Origin of the sequence: Parabacteroides sp. B2-S-102 (assembly GCF_023656665.1) — a bacterium.
In the GTDB taxonomy this organism is placed as follows: Bacteria; Bacteroidota; Bacteroidia; order Bacteroidales; family Tannerellaceae; genus Parabacteroides; species Parabacteroides distasonis.
On sequence record NZ_JAMOKM010000011.1, the window covers coordinates 32924 to 50439 of the forward strand.

Genomic DNA, 17516 nt, shown 5'->3' on the forward strand with positions numbered 1-17516 from the left:
TGTGTCAGAGAACGCACAACCTTTTTTACTTTATACTAGTAGGCGGCCGTTTATTTTTTAATACCTTGAACGGTTTGGCTTCCCTTTTCGGTAGTCAAGCGGAAGATATACATTCCAGTGGCAAAATCACCCGTGCTGAGACTGCTTCCCGGTTGCGGGACGCTACGTATCAACTTTCCATCGGCCCTGTAGATCTCAAGCGATTTCAGTTGTTGATAATTCTGGATCTGTACTTCATTCGAGAAGATACGTGGTTGAATATCTACTTCTTCGTCTGTTGGCTTCAGTTCGTTACCTACGCTCGTTTCCGGAATTACCGTAGCCGGGGCGCTCTCGTCGGTACCATAAAGTGCCGTTACTTGGAGCAGAGGGGTACTTGTTGCCAGATTTTTCACCGTATAATTCCGTTGAGAAACAGGTAATGTCGTCAGTTCCCGAGTATCTTGATATACCTTATAACCGGTCAGCTCCGGAAAAGCCGTAATCAACTCTGCTTCTTGCGCATCGGAGGCGATAGCCAGTTTCCGGAATGATAATCGGCCCGTTCTCATGGGTTGCGGTTTCTCCGAGAAAGTGCTCGTGGAGAATACGGAACTTGAGGGGAACTCACCTTCTTCCGCGCTTATTACGATCGATAACACAACATTGGCATCTAGCTCATCATCTGAGAATGTTTCCCATTTTTTTCCGTCCAAAGAATATAAATTCCCTTTTCCATCGACTGCGGGGCCTTCATCGGAACATGCCGGGTATGTGTTATTGGCATAGCTTATCACATGAATGGCTACCAGTAAATCCTGCTTCGCGTCGATTACGAATGGTGTTTTAAGTGTGACCGAATTTATTTTACCTGATTTCAGTTGAGTGAAACTCTCTTCATACTCCCGGTTTCCCTGTTTGATATAGACTCCATAGGTGACTCCTTCCTGCGGATAGAAATTAACCTTCCGGATCGTTTTTTTATGCACCGGTTGTAGATCTTTCGTATCCCATTTCTGAGCGAAATAGAATGGATCTCCTCCGAGACCGAACTGTTGATAACGATCTTGTGATCCCCAACCAGCTATTTTTTCGAGGACTGGGGCATTCCATGTCAGTTGAATCTCACCCGTGGAGATCTGTTTGTATTTCAAATCAGTCGGACTTTCATACTCGTTTCCGATCGTTTTCCCATCCTGCGTCATTCCCTGCAACGAGGTGACGCCCGTTCCGAGTGGATCTAGCCAGACATCCATCCGGGCTGTATCATTATCACTGTATTTATTCCAGTGATAATACAATTTACCGTATAAATTCAATCCTTCGGGCAGTTCGCAACTGGAGCTTCCACCGCTCAGCGTACCTATAATCAAACCTTTGCTATTAAATAAAGGCGAGCCGGAAGAACCTCCCTCGGTCACCCCGTGTCCGTTTAGCGTGGCATCGAAAGTCGCGTTCCAATGAGCGTTCGTGGCCCCGGTTTTCCCAACATCACTATTACGCCATGTAATCGATTCTGTCGGATAATTTCCATAGGTGGAGATTTTCATATAATCGCCGGAAGGATGATGGATGCCTACGCCCGAGAGTGAAAGCATATTTGAACGATCCCATCCGTTAAAGAATACATTATAATCGTCGGGGATCTCGTCGTTAAGCAACAGCAACAGTCCGTCGGAACCGTTTTCGACAGGGGTAGAGGCTTTCCGTGTACATCCTACCATGGTTTTTATCGGATAAATGGGTGACTCATTATCGCAGCCCACATGTTCTTGGTGGAAATAAAACAACCAGACTGCTAATTCCTCGGGAGTAACCGTCTGTTCGCCCAGCATATCTTGCGAACAATGGAAGGCGGATAATACATAAGGCTTTTTGTCACGGGCCGTATTATTTACCAGAGAAGCCGTACAAATATAGCTTCCTCCTTCTCCCTCTTTATTACGGATGTATTGAATCATTTGTATCACCCCCTTCTTTTGCTCCTGCCAATCGGCTCCCTCCTCGCAATTGATATTCACTTCGCAAGCTTCTGAAAAGCCGGCTCCCGGCGCTTCCTGTACTTCTGGCATGATCGCTTCAAGATGATTATACCCGTAACCGACCTCCCGGATGCGTAGTCGAGGTGTCTCGCCGGATGGTGCCGGTACATATTCGAGGATCACCTCATCGCCTGCTACGGCTTGGGTTGCGAACGGTCCGTTTTCAGGATGCGTACGATGCGTATAGGCACCCAATACTTGGGTTTTCGCTGCGTTATACAGGTATAACCGGGCACCTTTGGGTATATAAAAATCGGAGTAATACAGGATCAAGGCGATCGCTCCTTTCGCTTGAAGGTGAAGTTGCCATACTTGGCTGCCGTCGGGTAGTGAAATCCAATCGCCACTATCGGCGATGTCGAAGCTGGTTGGTATCGACTTGGCTACACGCAACGGAGCGCCTTGGCTGACCCTCCACGCATCGACCGTCTTGAGGTCTTCCACACTGAAATTCACTGGAACTTGTTCTGCTAGCTTTTCACTTCGAAGTGAACCTGCGAATTGAAAGCTGGGGGGGAGTCCTCCTTCGCTGATCTGCGCCAACGAACTTGAAATCGAGAAATAGCCGATATATAATATGCTGGTTATTAATATTCGGAGAAATTTACTGTACTGTTTTTTCATACATACAACTTTATATGAGCTTATTCTTATATAACTAAGAACTTGGGTATATCAAACGATATACCCAAGTTCTGCTATTTATCATACAGTTTCTTCCTCTGGGAGGTCAGAAAACTCTTTTTCATCGGTTAGTTCACCAGTCTTCTTTTTCTTTGTGGCAGAGATACGTTGCTGGAGTTCTTTGTCTGTCCGCAATCTTTTGACCGCCATTTTAGAAGCCGCTTGCTGGGATTCTTTTTTGGAGTAACCGATACCTATGCCAATTTGCTCGCCCAGCAATTTAATCGCGCTTTGGAATACAGGATTTCCATCATGATCCGTAAAAGACTCTATTAGATCGAACGAGATCGATATTTTGTTCTTTTGGCTCCATTCAATCAAGTTTGACTTGAAATTTATCTCTTTCCGGACGAGCATATCTACATCGATATACTTTTCTATCATCACGTCACGGATAAACTTATAACAAACGTCATAACCTTGATCCAGATAAATAGCGCCGATCAAAGCCTCGAGCGCATTACCATACATATGATTGTTATGAGAGTTTATCTTGGTTGAATAGACTACCATTTGATCGAGGCCGAGTTGTACGGCGACCTTATTCATCGTTTCCCGTTGTACGATCTTGGAGCGTGTGTTTGTCAAAAAGCCTTCCCGCTTATTTGGGTAGCGCTTATAGACAATATCGGCGACCGCCGCATCCAAAATGCCATCTCCTAAAAATTCAAGACGCTCATTGTTAAGCCATTTACCATCACCCGTCTCTACCGATGATGATTTATGCAACAAGGCCTGCTCGTAAATCTGGAGATTATCCGGATAAAAACCTAGAATCTTTGATAAAGACAAATAAGGCTCCCTACCTTTATTATGCAGGAGCCTTATTCTTTTATGTAGCTGTTTGTATAGCTTTCTAAACACGTTATTTCACGAATTTTTTAACAATGGCGCAAGCGTTGTGTCCACCGAAACCAAACGTATTCGATAAAGCGGCTTTCACTTCTCTCTTTTGAGCCTTATTGAATGTGAAATTCAGTTTATAATCTATTTCAGGATCATCGTCGCCTTCCGCATGGTTAATGGTCGGCGGGATAATACCATCGTTTATCGCCATAATACACAGGATCGCCTCTACCGCTCCGGCAGCACCAAGCAAGTGACCGGTCATTGACTTTGTGGAACTGATATTCAGTTGATAAGCATGTTCTCCGAACACATCTTTGATCGCCTTAACCTCTGAGATATCGCCTACGGGAGTCGATGTTCCATGAACATTGATGTAATCAATATCTTCCGGAGCCATTCCAGCGTCTTCCAATGCGTTGCGCATAACCAGCTTCGCTCCTAAACCATCCGGATGAGAAGCGGTCAAGTGATAGGCATCGGCAGACATTCCGGTTCCTGCGATCTCGCAATATATTTTAGCGCCACGAGCCAATGCGTGCTCCATTTCTTCCAATACCAAGCAAGCTCCACCTTCACCCATCACGAATCCGTCACGGCTAGCGCTGAACGGGCGAGATGCGGTCTCGGGAGAATCATTACGTGTCGATAACGCGTTCATGGAGTTGAATCCACCTACACCCGATTCAGAAACAGCAGCTTCCGCTCCACCGGTGATGATGACGTTAGCCTTGCCTAAACGGATATAATTGAATGCGTCACTGATAGCGTTTGTAGAAGATGCACAAGCTGAGACGGTCGCAAAGTTCGGGCCGTGGAATCCATAAAGCATGGAAATATGTCCGGCCGCGATATCCGAGATCATTTTCGGGATGAAGAACGGGTTAAACTTCGGACCGATCGTATCCTTGATCTTCGCATAACTCAATACTTCCTCGTCAAATGTCTTGATACCACCGATACCTGAAGCGAAAATAACGCCGATACGGTTCTTATCTTCTTTATCCAAGTCCATTGCCGCGTCCTCGATCGCTTGTTTCGCCGCATCGATCGCGAATAAGCTATAACGATCACACTTGCGGGCTTCCTTACGATCCATAACTTTCAACGGATCGAAGCCTTTAACTTCGCATGCAAATTGTGTCTTGAATTTGGATGCATCAAACTGAGTAATAGGTCCAGCGCCACTTTTTCCGTTGATAATACCTTCCCATGTTTCGGGGAGGGTATTACCAAGAGGAGTAATAGCTCCAAGACCTGTTACTACAACTCTTTTTAATTCCATACCTTTAGTTAAAAGGATTGATTACTTCGCGTTAGCCTCGATGTAAGCGATAGCGTCACCTACAGTTGTAATCTTTTCTGCTTGATCGTCAGGAATTGAGATACCGAATTCTTTTTCGAATTCCATAATCAATTCTACAGTGTCAAGAGAGTCTGCTCCTAAATCGTTAGTAAAGCTTGCTTCGTTTGTAACTTCTGTTTCTTCAACACTTAACTTGTCAACGATGATAGCTTTTACTCTTTCAGCAACTTCAGACATAACTTTTTCAATTTAGATTAATAAATACGAATATACTTTTTAAATTTGCAGTGCAAAGAAAAGAATTTTTTATGTTACAAAGCAAATTTAATAAGCTAAAAATGCGGAAAACTGCACATTTTTTCTTTTCTTGTGCATTTAAACATCTGAAAATATGAAAAACATAGCGATTTTTGCTTCCGGATCTGGTACGAATGCCGAGAACATCACCCGATATTTTGCTAACAGTGAAAACGTTAATGTTGCGGTTGTTTTATCAAATAACCGCAATGTTGGCGTGCATGGGCGGGTAAACAAGTTGGGCGTTCCTTCTTTCGTGTTTTCACGGGAGGAATTTATTGCCGGTGTGCCGATCTTGAAAAAGTTGGCGGAATATGATGTCTGCCTTATCGTGTTGGCCGGTTTTATGAATAAGATCTCAGACGTTATTCTTCAGGCTTTTCCCGGAAAGATCGTGAACATCCATCCTGCGTTACTCCCTAAATATGGCGGCAAGGGGATGTATGGCATGCATGTGCATGAGGCGGTCGTAAAGGCTGGTGAGCGGGAGTCGGGTATTACTATACATTATATTAATGAGCATTATGATGAGGGCGCTATCATCTTCCAGGCTTCTTGCCCGGTATTACCTTCGGATACGCCAGATGAGGTAGCTGCGAAAGTGCATGCCTTGGAGTATGCGCATTATCCTCATGTGATCGAAAGTTTACTGTAAGGCTTTTTTGTCATTAGCCTACTTGAAAACCTAGTTTCTGGAGTACGGCGAATTCTTCCGGGTCAGCTTTGATCGCTTGGTAAGCATGGAACTCACGGGGATGGTCATACGCTGCCCTAAATCGCTCGAAATGATGAGGATTTGCTCTTAGTGCTTGGTCGATTACTTCTGGGTTGAAACTTCTCAAGATGGCTTCTTCCACCCGGTGCTCCTTGAATTGTCCCAAGTCGATGAATGGGTTGGTTGGGGCAGGTGGAATGACTTCCTTGATCTTTTCGATACGGATACCGAAAAAGCATCCTATATTCTCTAGGCACATTCGTGTCCCGTTCGCCTTCCCGTCGGCGGAGAAACCGGCTATATGAGGAGTCGCGATCGTGGCTTCCGACAGTAATTTCCGGTCGATATCCGGTTCGTTCTCCCAGCAATCGATGATCAGTTCGCTGACCTTGCCGGTTCGTTTGGCCTGCAATAAGGCCTGCGTATCATGTACGGCGCCCCGGCAACTGTTGATAAACCATGGTTTTCGTTCCAATTTGTCGAAAAAAGCATGATCGGCGAGATGGCGGGTGGCGAAACGTCCCTCTTTGGTCAACGGCACATGCAAGGTTATGATATCCGCCTCTTTCGCGATCGTGTCCAAGGATACGAATCCATCCTCACCTTCCAGCTCGGCACGGGGCGGGTCATTGCGAAGCACACGCATCCCCATGGCCTCGCATAGCATCTCCACGATACTCCCTACATGGCCTACGCCAACGATACCGATAGTCTTCCCTGCTAGTCTCTCTCCTTTGCGGAGGGCGACGGCTACCAAAGAGGATAATACATATTGCCCCACGGAAGCGGCGTTGCAACCCGGGGCGTTCTTCCACGTGATCCCTGCCTTCTCGCAATAATGGATATCGATATGGTCGTACCCGATCGTGGCTGTCGTGATGAGGCGAACCCGGCTACCTTCCAATAGCTCGCGTGTACATTTATCTATGCTACGTACGATCAAGGCATCCGCATCTTTTATGTTCGTGGGCGTAAACTCTTTGGAGTCAAGGTAGGATACGTCCGCTATCGGCTCCAAGATCCCTTTTAGGTAAGGAACCGTGTTATCTGCTATTATTTTCATCTTATCAGCTTGATTATCGTTACGCGATATTAAGTAAAAAACAGGGGATATACAAGTGATGATGGCTTCTTGTCGATTTCTATTTGTGCTTTTGTTCTCAGCCGAAAGATTCGGGAAAACACGTACGAGTTTCATCCAAAACACGTACGACTTTTTGAAAAAACATGTACGTGTTTTGACGGAAAGATTCTCGTGTTTTTTGACGCTGATTCTTAGCTTCTTACGTGCGCAGCTCATGAGTAGGCTTATTGTATAGAATTAAAGCTTCTCGGCTTAACTAAAACGGATAGATTAATGGAAGAGCCGTGCAGTACTTATCTCAGCTTGTACCGATTGAAATGAGGCCCTGCCTTGAACAAGAAGAAAAACGTAGACAATACCGTAAGGCAAGCGCCAGACAAGTAGGCGTAGTTGAAGCCACCCAGCTCTTGTGCGATGCTGCCCCCGGCCATCAACCCGATACCGATACCTACATCCCAACTAGTTAGATATGTAGACGTGGCCGTACCCCGCTGGTTATTGGGTGCCAGATTCACGAAAAGCGTGTTGAAAGCAGGGAACATGGTTCCGAACGCCACGCCTTGCGAGAGGGCTATACCTATGTAGAGATAAGAGGAAAATACCGGATTCCAATGCATCAACTCCTTGAGCGCCGCAAGAAGAAAGAATGTGGCCGCCGCCAAATACATCCCGAGGGAGATAACAAGCGTGATCCGTCCTTTATCCACTTGCCGTCCGGAGAACAGGCGGGAGACGGCGAGTCCCACGGCCATAAAGGTGAAATAAAGTCCGGAGTTTACACTGATCCCGATCTCAGCGGCGTACATCGCTACATAAGTGGTAGTCATACCATAAGGAATGGAGAGCAATAATAGGGAGATACCCGCCCAAGTTCCCTTCACCAAGAAAAAGCGGTCTAGGGAGATCGGTTCTCGTTTGACCGGTTGCTTATAAGGAGTCTTGACCATATAGGCCATGATAAAACCAAGGCTTCCGGATAGCAACGAGCAGGAAAAGATCACGTCGTATGTGAAGTTCCCTTGCATGAACAGACCGATCATCGGCCCGAAACTCATGGCGATGTTATTGGCTAGGCCGTAATAGCCAATACCTTCCCCACGGCGGGAGGAGGGCAAGATGTCGATCAGTATCGTATTTCCGGCCACCGTCACCATGCCGAAGGCGAAACCGTGTACGACGCGTAAGGCGATAAAGAGGGTAAGCGCCGTGGCTACCATGTATCCGCCAAATATGGCGGTGAAAATGAAATAAGCCACCAGATATAAGGGACGGCGGGCGAAAGTATCCAGTAAATATCCGGCGAACGGACGGATACAGAGCGCCGCTAGCGTATAGCACGACAAGATAAACCCGATCATAGACTTCCCGATCATGAATTCTTCCTTCAGATAAAAAGGCAAGATCGGCAGGATTAGATAGAAAGCGAAAAAAAGCAGGAAATTCGCCGCTAGTATATAGCAAAAGCTGGGTGTGACGATCTTATCATTATTCATAAAGCCGCTTATTTATCAAGACGCAAAATTAGTTGATTTTTCACAATAGTATCCCCTAAACGACCTAATAATTATAAACGGTAGCGGATCGCTACCAGAAACTCCCGGGGACGGATACGTACCCATGAGGTATAGCTTTCCAACGATGCGTATCGTGTGTATGCGTAGGTACGTTTGTCGAACAGGTTTGTCGCCGTGGCGGTGATTTGCCAACGCCGGGATTTCCATAAGACCGAGAAGTCTGCGAAAACGGCGTTGACGGATTGGTCTTCATTCACGTCATTGTGATAATGATCTACGGAAAGGCTTGCCTCTATGGGTGAGAAAATGTAGGAGAGTTGTACTTGTTGGGTGACGTTCCATAAGGGCGCCAAACGGGTACGTTCTCCTATTTTATTTCCTCCGTACCGGATATCGGTTTGGTAGCTGGTCTCCCAATGGCGGTTGGGAGTCCAGATCACTTTGGGTTCTAGGCGCATGAGACGATATTGATAGGGAAGCCTTTGTCCCCCGCTGCTTTGCTCGGCCTTGCTGATATTAAGGAGCGCCAGGAACGAGGTCTTTAGCCCTAGATCGTAAAAGCCTTTGGATAGCGTGCTTTTGACGGTATATCCGGAACCGTGGTTGGACAGTGGTAAGGAGACTCGTTGTACCTGTCCGTTCTCTATACGTTGCTCGTATATACGATTGTACCACTCCCGGTTGTGTGTTAGGTTTACCGTGGCGAAGAATTCCCGTGCCGTATTCTTGTATTCCCCATAAACGGAATAAAGCTGTTGTCTGTAAACCGGGAGGATTCCGCAATTCCAGACGCTATTCCGGTAATCCGTTTGATAAGGCCGGTCGTATAAGTCGGTCATCTCTCCGTATCTTTCCTTATAGGAGGCGTGCGCCGTGAAACGCCATGCGTAATTCAGTTTGTAGATAATGGACAGGGACGGATTAACCGAGATGCGGGAGAAACCGACCCCTGTATATCCGGTCCATCTGAGAGGAACGCTGAGGGATAGGGTCCATTTATAGGTATTCCATTGGTAATCGGGTGAAAGATAAGTTTGCAGGCTTTTCTCGATATTGCTGATCTCCCCGTTTATGCCCACCGTATATCGCTGGGTGAGGGAACCGCTCTTTTTCAGGAATGAGAAGGAATTATCGGTATAAAAGTCGCGTAAGCTCATTGGATAAGGGTGGTTATCCAAGCGAAGATCGGCCGCGTTGCTGTGGTAACGGAGCGAAGACTGGGCTTCTAACGTGTATTTGTCCAAGCTCCACAGGGTCCGTAAATTATTACGCAAGTCGAGGTTCGGGGTTTTGATGCGTTGGTCCAATGTTCTAAGGCCAGTAGAAATTGTGTTTCCGGTTATATGGGAAAGGCTGGATTGCCAATCTCCGGTGGCTGAGAACTGGTTCTTGAGATACCTTTCCTGCGAGTTGTTTTCCACTCCGATATTGAGGTTGGCTTGATCCGAGCGAATGCGGCTATCGCTTTGCTCCGTTAGATGAATCGTGTCCTCGGATTGGTAATAAGTCGTCTCACTCCCCCTTTCCTGTGTTCGCAGGTCGTGGATATAACCGGCGTTTATACGGAGTTGGGTGTTCTCGTTCAGTTTATATAGGCGATTTGCGGATAGGCTGTGTATATGGTTGAACAGCCAGCGCTCTTTCTTTAGCGGGGCGGAGAATGAGGGCTGTAGCAGAAATTGGGGAACCTTGGGCTCGGATAAACGGGATTCGGGTGATTCGGTAAGCGTATTTTGCTCGCCCGATACATCCTGCCCGGTATTATTCCCTTTATATAGATAAGCGGATTGGCTGCTGCGGCTGATCTGCAAGGCGTCAGCGGCTCCTTTCCATAAGAACGGGGATGCGCCGAGACCGCCTTCGGCATTGATCAGCCAGCGATCCCGGAATTCCGGTCTCAGTTTGAGGTTCAACGCTACGTCTTCGGTCTTGATCTTTCTCTGTAACACACGGATCGGTTGGTGGTTCTCCATCACTTGTATGTTCTGTACGGCGTCGGCTCGCAGGTTCTCGCTGATTTGCTTGTATTTCCCGTTGGTGAGATCCAGTCCCTCCACATAGAAATTACGGATCTCTTTCCCGTTGTAAGAGATCTTCCCCAGATCATCGATATCGATACCCGGAAGTTTCCGTAATACGTCCTTGATGGATTGATCCTTTGGGGAGAGAAAGCGGGTGACATCATAATTGATCGTATCTTGCTGCCCCCAGACACGTCCCGGACGGATTTCCACCTCCTTTAGGCTGAATACCTGCGGCTCCATCTCAAAACGAAGCGTTTGTCCGGCATGTACGGCTTGTTGCTGGGTTTGGTACCCTAAGAGCGAGACGGAGACGAGAAGTGAGTCCGTCCGCTTCGGTTGGGTGAGGGTAAAGGTCCCTTCATTATTACTTAACGTATAGTTGATCGGAAGGGAGACGTTGCCTCTAGTTAATTGCACGGTGGCCGCTTCTACCGGCAGTTGACTTTCCCTGTTGATCACGATCCCTCGGATGACGGATTGGGCGGCCAATCCTGCCGGGCAGAGCAGCGTAAGTAAACAAAAAGTGTGTATATGCAGTATGATCCGTTTCATCTTTCTTCCCTTTCTATAGGGTTATACGGCATGTTCTTGGGTTGGTAAGGTTTCCCGTTATCGTCGGTGACAGTCACTTTCACCTGTGGCGAGGTCAAGGCGATGTATCCGATAGGATCGACGGCATATCGTTCGTAAACCTTTTGCAGGTTCTTGCGGCTGATCGGCTCGAAATCGTTTCCCCCGAAAAGGATCGGGTTCTTATCCCGGCTCAGTTCGATACCCGTGCAGATGAAAGTGTAATGTCCTTGGCTGTCTTGGGCTTTTAGGATCAGGCCCGGTAATCCGCATAATTTCCAAGGACCCTCGCTTTTCGGTATCTCCGGCGTGTACCAAGCCTCATAATGCCTGCCCTTGAAATGACAGGTCGCTTTCCGGCAAGGATAGGACAGGATGGTCATCGTATCGGGCAGTAAGGTCCATTCCGGGCGCTCCTCCTTTTCCTCGCAGCGAAAGCGACTGGCGGCAAGGGCATCCAAGGTCGTGGTCTTTCCCGCCGGATAATTCTTGTAGACCTGCGCGTTGGTCTTGGATGAATATTGTTGCAGGTGTTCATTGATGACTTCTTGTGAGGCTCCGGCGGCTTTGTCGGCCTCTAGTACGGAATCGGTGAGGAATTTGGCGTAACTATAGTAAACGGAGCATTTATTCCCGACCTTCAGCATGAGGGTCTCTTCCTCTTTCTTGTCGGGTTGGAGCGTGTCCGGCATGGACGTGGTTTGGTATTGTACCGTGAAACGTGTCTCGTCGATGGGCTTGGCTCTTAGTACGTCGTTTAGGTTGAAGATGTTGATTGTCACTTGGGCGTTCGTCTCGTGTCCCGCCCCTGACAGACCTACGCAAAGCAGGCCGATTGTCGCTATGATTCGTTTCATGATCTGTTGGTTTTAGAAGTTATTTGTCGCGAATGTAAGAGAGGAACGTTTGCCGTAAGGAAGATTTTTATTACTGAAATATTACTCCGCTTATAAAAATGGCTACATGTACGTTGTAATCATGGAGTAGCTATCTATCTTTGCCGGAAAGGAATAAGATATGGGAAAGAGGATTCGATGGATATGGGTAATCTCGTTGGCGGCGGCTTTGGCGGCGATCGGGGTACAAGGCTATTGGCTGTTCAATCAGTTCCGGTACGAGATGTGTACTTATGCGGATGAGATCGCCGGTGAGGTATTTCATGCCGGGCAGGAGGAATTTCGTATACGGAAGGAAGAGGCGGAGATGACGAAAGGTACTTATATCATAGAACGCCAGTCGAAATACCAGTCTGGTGATAGCGTGTTAAATGGGTTGAAAAACTCGTTCGGTTTCCAGCTTTATCCCAAGGATACGACAAAGATCCATAGTTTTCGGCTTCATCTGGACCCGAATATGCCGGAAGATAGCTTATTGGTTGGGGTAGATCGTTCGGTCGTGGAGTTCTTTGTGCCTTTCTCCGCGGAGCGTTTGGACTCCATCTTGTCTGCCGGTCTGCCCGGTCTGGATTATCGGGTACGTCCGTTCGTAGCGGGCGATACCTTGTCCGGGCAGTCGTCGGCCTTATGGTTGCCGTTATCGAAAAACCTGTTTTCAACCTCTATCTCGATATGCTATGAGTTCGCCCCGATCGAGCGAAAGGCGGTGTGGGTGGATGTGGATCTTCCCATGAATCCGTTATTGGGCCGGATGGGATGGCAGCTTTTCCTAAGTATTTTCCTTATCTTGTTATTGCTGGCTTGTTTGGGTTTCCAGATCCGTACGATCTGGGAGCAAATGCGCTTGAACGAGTTGCGTGAGGGATTCGTGCATACGATGATCCATGAGCTGAGGCGACCGGTACAAACCTTGAAGGTATTCGTCTCTTTCTTGAATGACCGGGAGATGCGGATGGATGAGGCCACGACGGAACGGGTCCTTCAAGACTCCATGTTCGAGTTGGATAATCTTTCCGCCTATCTGGGAAAATTGAAAGATATGGTTTGTGCGGACGAGCGGGAGACGCTCTTGAGACCTTCCGCTTTTAACCTCCGTGAGTTGGTGGAGAAGGTGGTACGCCTGACCAATATCCCCGCCGGGAAAAAAGTCTCTTTCTCGACGGCCTTTCCCCCGGATATGCCGGATCTGACGGCCGATCCGGTACATGTGGCGAATGTCTTGTCTAACTTGATAGAGAATGCGATCAAATATTCGGGAGAGGAAGTGAATATCGATATCGTAGTGCTTTGGAATCAGCAAGGGGTGGAATTGACCGTTTCGGATAATGGCTTCGGTATCGCTCCGGATGAGCGGCGAAAGGTATTCGAGAAGTTTTACCGTTCGTCTCATCTGCCTGATAAGCAAATTCCCGGTATTGGGTTGGGATTGAGCTACGTTCGCCAAATAGTAGAGGCGCATCATGGTTCAGTATCCCTGCGAAGTGAATTAGGTGAAGGCACTCGAATTACTATAAATCTACCGACTACAGCCTTATGAAATCGACATTGAAAATACTTTTCGCTGACGATGACCTTAAGTATTCCCTCGTCTTGAAGCGATTCTTGGAACGGGAGGGGTATGAGGTGACTTATACCGGCAATGGTACCATGGCTTTGAAGCAATTCCCGGTCGTGAAACCGGACCTGGTCTTGCTGGATATCAACATGCCCGGCCTAAACGGTTTCGAGGTAGCGGAAAAGATCCGTGAGCAAGACCGCCATGTCTTGATCTTTTTCCTTTCCGACCGTTCCGATAAGAACGACCGTTTGAAAGGTTTTAGCTTGCGCGGAAACGATTACTTGGCGAAACCCTTCTATCCGGAAGAGCTGATCGCCCGTATCAAGGACCGTTTTGAGATCGGTGTCCATGAAAACGTGCAGGAGGAGAGCTTCCATTTCGGAAACACGACCTTCAACTATACCACGAATGAGATCCGTACGGGCAATAACAAGGTATTGATCACTTCCCGCCAAGCGGATCTTCTGCGAATCCTGGCGACAAACCTGAATCTGGCGGTGGATCGTGACCTTCTGTTGGAAACCGTCTGGGGAACTAGCTCATACGCCAACTCCCTGGCCTTGAATGTGCAGGTCACCTATCTCCGTAAAGCGCTTCATAACGATCCGTCTACCGGCATCGTATCCTTGCCGAAGAAAGGATATATGCTAAGAGGATAGAATTTATCCGGTAGAATTGGGTTTCTGATCCGTAAGCATTATCTTTGTCCCACAAAGTATTCACAGAAAGAAAATGAATCATATATGAACTTCAGCGAACAATGTTTCCGCATTTTTGAGCAAGCTACGGAGGCTTATCATGTAACTGACAATGTAGATGCTACAGTGCATAATCCCTATGCGGTAAAGAGCATCGAGTTTTATCTTTATCTTAAGAACTGGATCGATGCCGTCCAATGGCATTTGGAGGACATTATCCGGAATCCGGAGATCGACCCGGTGGAAGCGCTGGCTATCAAACGCCGCATCGACAAGTCGAATCAAGATCGTACGGATTTGGTAGAGTTGATCGATAGTTTCTTTCTGGATAAATACAAGAACGTGAAAGTATTGCCGGACGCTACGATCAATACGGAAAGCCCGGCTTGGGCGATCGATCGTCTGTCGATCCTTACGCTTAAGATCTATCATATGCGTGAGGAGGCAAACCGTCCGGACGCTACTGCCGAGCATAAGGCTCGTTGTGAGCAGAAGTTGGCCGTCTTGTTGGAACAGAAGAAGGATTTGTCGATGGCTTTGGATCAATTGCTATCCGATATCCGTGACGGTAAGAAATACATGAAGGTCTACAAGCAAATGAAGATGTACAACGACCCGGCCTTGAATCCTGTGTTGTACGGTAAGAAATAATGGCAAATATATTAGTAATACGACTTTCGGCTATCGGGGATGTGGCGATGACCGTTCCCGTTATCTATTCCGCAGCCAAGGCGAATCCTACGGACTCGTTTACCGTGTTGACGCAAGCGTTCTTGATCCCGGTTTTTATCAACCGCCCGAAGAACGTGAACGTGATCGGTATCAATACGAAGAGCACGGAGAAAACGTTGGCGGGATTGCTTCGTTTTGCCTCTGCCTTGGTGAAATACGATTTCGATATGGTGCTGGATTTGCACGATGTGTTGCGAACCATGATTATCCGTACGCTGTTCCGCTTGAACGGCAGACGGGTGTTTGTCGTGGATAAGGCCCGGAAAGATCGTGCCCGGTTGACCGACGCGAAGCATAAACGATTTAAACAACTTCGCCCGGTGATCGAACGTTATGCGGATGTGTTCCGCAACGCCGGGCTTAACTATACGGAATCGTTCACCTCGCTTTATGAGACCTCGACCCCTGATTTATCCGCCTTGGAACCCCTTGCGGGAACGAAGACGGGCAAATGGATCGGTATCGCCCCCTTCGCCAAGCACCGGGGAAAGATTTATCCGACCGGGGAGATGGAGCTGGTCATGGCCGAGCTTTCCGATCGAGAGGATTTTACCATCTTCCTGTTCGGTGGTCGTGGCTACGAGGAGGCGCTCTTGGATCAATGGGCTTTTGAGTATCCCCGGGTAAAAAGCGTGGCGGGCAAGTATTCCTTGGATCAGGAACTGGCCTTGATCAGCCGGTTGGATCTGTTGATTTGCATGGATTCCGCCAATATGCATTTCGCTTCCTTGGTCGGTACACGGGTGCTTTCCGTTTGGGGCGCTACCCATCCCTATGCCGGATTTTACGGATATCATCAGGATCCGGAAGATTGTATCCAGTTGGACTTACCTTGCCGTCCTTGTTCCGTATTCGGCCAAAAGCCCTGCCTGCGGAAGGATTGGGCGTGTATGAAACAGCTCAATCCGGATCTAATCATAAACAAGGTATTAACCTCTTTAAATGAAATGGTTTCGGATGAAGGAGATCATTAACCCGGCGTACGGGCGATTCGAGGATTTTGTAAGGCGTGTACCTCGTATATTTTCAGAAGAGGGAAAAACGATTTATAAGGCGAGGAATGAGATCAAGGTTTTTGAGGTAGATGGTGTGGAACTGAATGTCAAGCGATATAGAGTCCCCCTCTTGATAAACCGTGTTATTTATCGTTTTTTCCGTCAGCCTAAGGCTGTGCGAGCCTATGAGTACGCTCTGCGATTGGTTGCCAAGGGGTTTGAGACTCCTGCCCCGATCGCTTATGTCCTTTTTCGGGAGAAAGGCCTTTTGGGATATAGTTATTTTATCAGTTTGCAATCCAGCTATAAGACATTGTATAAAGTCGGACAGCGTCCGGTAGAGGAGAACGAGGATATTTTCCGTGCGTTAGGTACTTATATGGCAAAGTTGCATGAGGCGGAGGTCTATCATGCCGATTTCTCTCCCGGAAATGTATTGTACGATCGTACGGAGGAAGGGGTTAGGTTCTCCTTGATCGATATAAACCGGATGTATTTCGGGCCTGTCTCGCTAAAACGAGGATGCGAGAATTTCTCCCGCTTGTGGGGACGGGAAGCCGCTTTTCATTTAATGGCTGAGACCTATGCCGAGAGCCGGCATTTTGATAAAGCGGAATGCCTTCGTTGGATATTATACTATCGAAATCGTTTCTGGAAGAAATATGCGTTGAAGCATGAGATTGAATTTGAATTATAGACTTTTATGAAAATACAAATACTCCGGTTCTGTTTAGTTGTTAGTTGTCTTTTGGCCTATGTATCTCCGGTTAAGGCGTTAGAATGGTGGGAAAAGGTAGAGTATCTGACTTACTCGTCCCGTTATTTCGGGCCAAATGCCTTTCCGATTCCCGAGCTGGTAGGAGGAAGCCTGTCCAGCCGTTGGGAAGTGGAGCTTCGGGGGGAATATCATAAGACGCGAGGCGATCAGACGAAAGATATCTTTACCCGTTTGTACATTCCTGTCGTAAAGGGGCGTGTAGGAGTGAATGTCAGTTGGGTATTCCAAGAATGGTACGAGATGTCGCCGGAAGTGCGGGATGAGCGTTATGCGGTAGAATTGAAATCCCCGATTGTTTGCCGGGGCGACGTGATCTTTAATTTTTATTTCCAAGCCCTCCGGAGCGAGAAATGGATGGATATCGTGGTAAGCGCCAACCTGAAAACCGCCAGTGGCGGACGCTTGTGCGACGCTCGTTATACGGATGCGGCCTCTTATTGGTTCGACGCTAATCTGGGACGTACGTTGTGGAAGCGGAAAGATGTAAACGCTTCGATCCGTGTGCAAGCTTTAGCGGGTTTTTATTGTTGGATGACTAACGATGTCGTTAATCGTCAGAACGACGCTTTCTGTTATGGGGCAGGTGTGTTAGGAACCTATCGGGGGTTCTCGTTGGATTGTAATTATGCCGGTTTCCGGGGATATCGGGATAATGGGGATAAGCCGATGATTCTACGGACAAAGCTAAATTATGAGCTTAAGAAAAATATCCTGTCCTTCCAATATAAACATGGAATGAAGGACCATCTTTATGATAGCTATTCATTAGCTTATATCCGTTGTTTCTGAATCTGTAAA

The 17516-nt window shown here is 47.5% G+C and carries 15 protein-coding genes; 7 read left to right on the forward strand and 8 right to left on the reverse strand.

The genetic code is table 11. The features are described from left to right. Positions 1–50 precede the first annotated feature (50 nt). The 4 genes from NBH07_RS14255 to NBH07_RS14270 form a co-directional block, all read right to left on the reverse strand. Complete coding sequence (locus NBH07_RS14255; protein WP_009018737.1) at positions 51–2645, reverse strand: T9SS type A sorting domain-containing protein; 2595 nt, start codon at positions 2643–2645, stop codon at positions 51–53. An 81-nt stretch (positions 2646–2726) separates the two neighbouring features. Then, positions 2727–3569, reverse strand: coding sequence for a ribonuclease III (gene rnc / locus NBH07_RS14260; protein WP_008774315.1), 843 nt, complete (start codon positions 3567–3569; stop codon positions 2727–2729). A gap of 1 nt (position 3570) precedes the next feature. After that, the gene (fabF, locus tag NBH07_RS14265) at positions 3571–4836 is read right to left on the reverse strand and encodes a beta-ketoacyl-ACP synthase II (protein ID WP_008774316.1); all 1266 of its coding nucleotides are present in this window, start codon (positions 4834–4836) and stop codon (positions 3571–3573) included. A 21-nt stretch (positions 4837–4857) separates the two neighbouring features. Beyond that, positions 4858–5094, reverse strand: coding sequence for an acyl carrier protein (locus NBH07_RS14270; protein WP_005639879.1), 237 nt, complete (start codon positions 5092–5094; stop codon positions 4858–4860). A 154-nt stretch (positions 5095–5248) separates the two neighbouring features. Between NBH07_RS14270 and purN the strand changes: the two genes are divergently transcribed. Next, a complete protein-coding gene (purN, locus tag NBH07_RS14275) occupies positions 5249–5809 on the forward strand; it encodes a phosphoribosylglycinamide formyltransferase (protein WP_008774317.1) in 561 nt (186 codons plus the stop codon). Between the two features lie 13 nt (positions 5810–5822). Here the strand turns inward: purN and pdxB are convergent, their stop codons facing one another. From pdxB to NBH07_RS14295, 4 genes are all read right to left on the reverse strand, one after another. Then, positions 5823–6932 carry a 4-phosphoerythronate dehydrogenase PdxB gene (gene pdxB, locus NBH07_RS14280; RefSeq protein ID WP_009018736.1) on the reverse strand — a complete coding sequence of 370 codons (1110 nt, stop codon included), beginning with the start codon at positions 6930–6932 and terminating at the stop codon, positions 5823–5825. Between the two features lie 314 nt (positions 6933–7246). After that, positions 7247–8446, reverse strand: a complete 1200-nt coding sequence (locus NBH07_RS14285; RefSeq protein ID WP_009018735.1) for an MFS transporter — start codon at positions 8444–8446, stop codon at positions 7247–7249. A 71-nt stretch (positions 8447–8517) separates the two neighbouring features. Continuing rightward, complete coding sequence (locus tag NBH07_RS14290; RefSeq protein WP_156682772.1) at positions 8518–11043, reverse strand: carboxypeptidase-like regulatory domain-containing protein; 2526 nt, start codon at positions 11041–11043, stop codon at positions 8518–8520. Further along, positions 11040–11918 carry a GLPGLI family protein gene (locus NBH07_RS14295; RefSeq protein ID WP_009018733.1) on the reverse strand — a complete coding sequence of 293 codons (879 nt, stop codon included), beginning with the start codon at positions 11916–11918 and terminating at the stop codon, positions 11040–11042. Before NBH07_RS14295 ends, NBH07_RS14290 begins: the two co-directional genes overlap by 4 nt. Positions 11919–12078: 160 nt before the next feature. Here NBH07_RS14295 and NBH07_RS14300 point away from each other — a divergent pair, with 160 nt between their 5' ends. The 6 genes from NBH07_RS14300 (at position 12079) to NBH07_RS14325 (ending at position 17507) form a co-directional block, all read left to right on the forward strand. Beyond that, the gene (locus NBH07_RS14300; RefSeq protein ID WP_009018732.1) at positions 12079–13494 is read left to right on the forward strand and encodes a sensor histidine kinase; all 1416 of its coding nucleotides are present in this window, start codon (positions 12079–12081) and stop codon (positions 13492–13494) included. Beyond that, complete coding sequence (locus NBH07_RS14305) at positions 13491–14174, forward strand: response regulator transcription factor (protein ID WP_009018731.1); 684 nt, start codon at positions 13491–13493, stop codon at positions 14172–14174. Before NBH07_RS14300 ends, NBH07_RS14305 begins: the two co-directional genes overlap by 4 nt. An 84-nt stretch (positions 14175–14258) precedes the next feature. Further along, positions 14259–14864 carry a DUF4254 domain-containing protein gene (locus tag NBH07_RS14310; protein ID WP_005864038.1) on the forward strand — a complete coding sequence of 202 codons (606 nt, stop codon included), beginning with the start codon at positions 14259–14261 and terminating at the stop codon, positions 14862–14864. Beyond that, the gene (locus NBH07_RS14315) at positions 14864–15919 is read left to right on the forward strand and encodes a glycosyltransferase family 9 protein (RefSeq protein WP_005864039.1); all 1056 of its coding nucleotides are present in this window, start codon (positions 14864–14866) and stop codon (positions 15917–15919) included. The genes NBH07_RS14310 and NBH07_RS14315 overlap by 1 nt, the downstream gene beginning before the upstream one ends. Continuing rightward, positions 15903–16637 (forward strand): lipopolysaccharide kinase InaA family protein, encoded by a 735-nt coding sequence (locus NBH07_RS14320; RefSeq protein ID WP_009018730.1) that lies wholly within the window; start codon positions 15903–15905, stop codon positions 16635–16637. The genes NBH07_RS14315 and NBH07_RS14320 overlap by 17 nt, the downstream gene beginning before the upstream one ends. Positions 16638–16643: 6 nt before the next feature. Next, positions 16644–17507 carry a hypothetical protein gene (locus tag NBH07_RS14325; protein WP_009018729.1) on the forward strand — a complete coding sequence of 288 codons (864 nt, stop codon included), beginning with the start codon at positions 16644–16646 and terminating at the stop codon, positions 17505–17507. The last annotated feature ends 9 nt before the right edge of the window (positions 17508–17516 follow it).